3 protein-coding genes are annotated in these 2,233 nt (G+C 66.5%); 2 read left to right on the forward strand and 1 reads right to left on the reverse strand.

What is annotated here, in order from left to right:
- The coding region (locus AX702_RS17760; RefSeq protein WP_156455576.1) for an MFS transporter at window positions 1-871 on the forward strand (871 nt) is incomplete at its 5' end.
- Window positions 868-1,692 carry an aldose 1-epimerase gene (locus AX702_RS17765; protein WP_066781788.1) on the forward strand — a complete coding sequence of 275 codons (825 nt, stop codon included), beginning with the start codon at window positions 868-870 and terminating at the stop codon, window positions 1,690-1,692. The genes AX702_RS17760 and AX702_RS17765, both read left to right, overlap by 4 nt.
- Before the next feature lie 247 nt (window positions 1,693-1,939).
- Here the strand turns inward: AX702_RS17765 and AX702_RS17770 are convergent.
- The coding region (locus AX702_RS17770) for a substrate-binding domain-containing protein (RefSeq protein WP_197420672.1) at window positions 1,940-2,233 on the reverse strand (294 nt) is incomplete at its 5' end.

The raw sequence follows: 2,233 nt of genomic DNA on the forward strand, positions 1-2,233 counted from the left end.
GCGCTGGATGTTCGGTCTGCAGGTGATCCCGGCGGCGATCTACCTGCTCGCGCTCTTCTCCATCCCGGAAAGCCCGCGCTACCTGGTGGTCAAGGGTCAGGAGGACCGCGCGCGCGACGTGTTGACGCGGCTGTTCGGCGCCACGGAGGCGGCGCGCAAAGTGGGCGAGATCCGCGCATCGCTGGCGGCGGATCATCACAAGCCCAAGCTGTCCGACCTCGTCGACAAGACCACCGGCAAAATTCGACCGATCCTCTGGGTCGGCATTGGCCTCGCCATCTTCCAGCAACTCGTCGGCATCAACGTCGTCTTTTATTACGGCGCGACCTTGTGGGAGGCGGTGGGCTTCACCGAAGATAATGCGCTCCAGATCAACATCCTGTCGGGCGCGCTGTCGATCGGCGCGTGCCTTCTCGCCATCGCGCTGATCGACAAGATCGGGCGCAAGCCGCTGCTGCTGATCGGTTCCGCCGGCATGACGGTGACGCTGGGCGTGGTCGCCTGGGCGTTTTCGACCGCGGTGCCGGATGGTGCGGGGGGCGTGATGCTGCCGGGTAACGCGGGGCTGATCGCGCTCGTCTCGGCGAACCTCTATGTGGTGTTCTTCAACATCAGCTGGGGGCCAGTGATGTGGGTCATGCTGGGCGAGATGTTCCCCAATCAGATCCGCGGATCGGCGCTGGCGATCTCGGGCTTCGCGCAGTGGATCGCCAATGCGGCGATCTCCGTGTCCTTCCCGTCGCTGGCGGTGAAGCCGGGGCTGGCGGTGACCTATGTCTTCTATGCGCTGGCGGCGGCGGTGTCGTACGTCTTCGTCAAAGCGATGGTGCGCGAGACACGCGGGCGTGAGCTTGAGGATATGCAGGGTTGAAGCTGGCTGCAGGCAATTGGGCGCTGGAGGCGGCACCCGAATGGGGTGGCGCGATCCTGTCGCTGACGAGAGCCGGCTGCGACGTGCTGCGGCCGACGCCGGCGGTGGTCGCCGACCCGTTCGATCTAGCCTGCTTCCCGCTCGTGCCTTATGCCAATCGGATTGCCGCCGGTTCCTTCTTGTGGGGAAGTCAGGCGGTTAAACTGCCTCGTAATCACCCGGAACAGGCGCACCCGCTGCATGGGACTGGTTGGCTGATGCCATGGTCGGTCGTGTGTACGGATGAGACCAGCGTAACGATGCGGCTGGAGCATGCGGGTGACGAGACCTGGCCGTGGGCGTTCGCTGCCGAGCAGCGACTGGTGGTGTCGGCGGAAGGGCTGTTGGCGACCCTTGAGGTGGAGAACACGGGCGAGCGGGCGATGCCGGTGTCTCTGGGATTTCATCCCTACTTCGCGGCGGCGGATCGGTTGCGCTTCGTGGCTGACGGCGTTTGGCTGGCGGATAAAGAGATGCTGCCGGCTGAACACGCCGCGGCGGATGCGCTGGGGGATTGGTCGGTTGGCGGTGCGCTGGTGCGGCCTGATCTGGTGGACCATTGCTATACCGGCTGGCGCGGTGTCGCGACGATCGAGCGGGATGATGGCGATGTGGTGCTGACGGGCGAAGGCACGTCGGCGCTGCACGTGTACGTGCCGCCGGGTGAGGCGTTCTTCTGTGCCGAACCCGTGACGGCGATGCCCGATGCGGTGAACCGCGGCGAAGCGGCGTCGCTGGCGCCGGGTGCGCGGACGACGATAGCGATGCGGATCTCGGGCTGAGATTGCCCCGCGGGCGGCTGCACTTGACTCTTTGTCATCCCAGCCGCCGTGCTGGGGATCCAGGGTGCAGCATATCTATTGGCGGCAGCGTGCGCGGAGCACTGGATCCCGGCGCGAGGCCGGGATGACGGTGGTGACTGGGTTAGCGCCCCTCCCCCGTTCGTGCTGAGCTTGTCGAAGCACGTGTTGCGAGCTGCTACGCCTGGGGTACGCCCTTCGACAGGCTCAGTGCGAACGGAGGATCGGTTTACCCTGCCCGCCGTGCCGCCGGCCTGCGCCGCGGGGCCGCGTCCGATTGCCGGCGGATCAGCGTGTAATCGAGCACCACCTGGCGCAGCACCTCGGCCGCGCCGCTGCGCTTGTCGCGCAGCATCGCGGCGAGCAGATCAACCGCTGCACGGCTCATGTCCGCGATGGGCTGATGTATGGTCGTCAGTTCGGGCCAGATCGTCGTCGCCAGGGCGCTGTCGTCGAAACCGACGACGGTCAGGTCCCCGGGCACGTCGAGGCCGCGGCGGTGCGCAACCGCTACGGTTGCCGC

Origin of the sequence: Sphingomonas sp. CCH5-D11, assembly GCF_001557395.1 — a bacterium.
Classification (GTDB): Bacteria; Pseudomonadota; Alphaproteobacteria; order Sphingomonadales; family Sphingomonadaceae; genus Sphingomonas.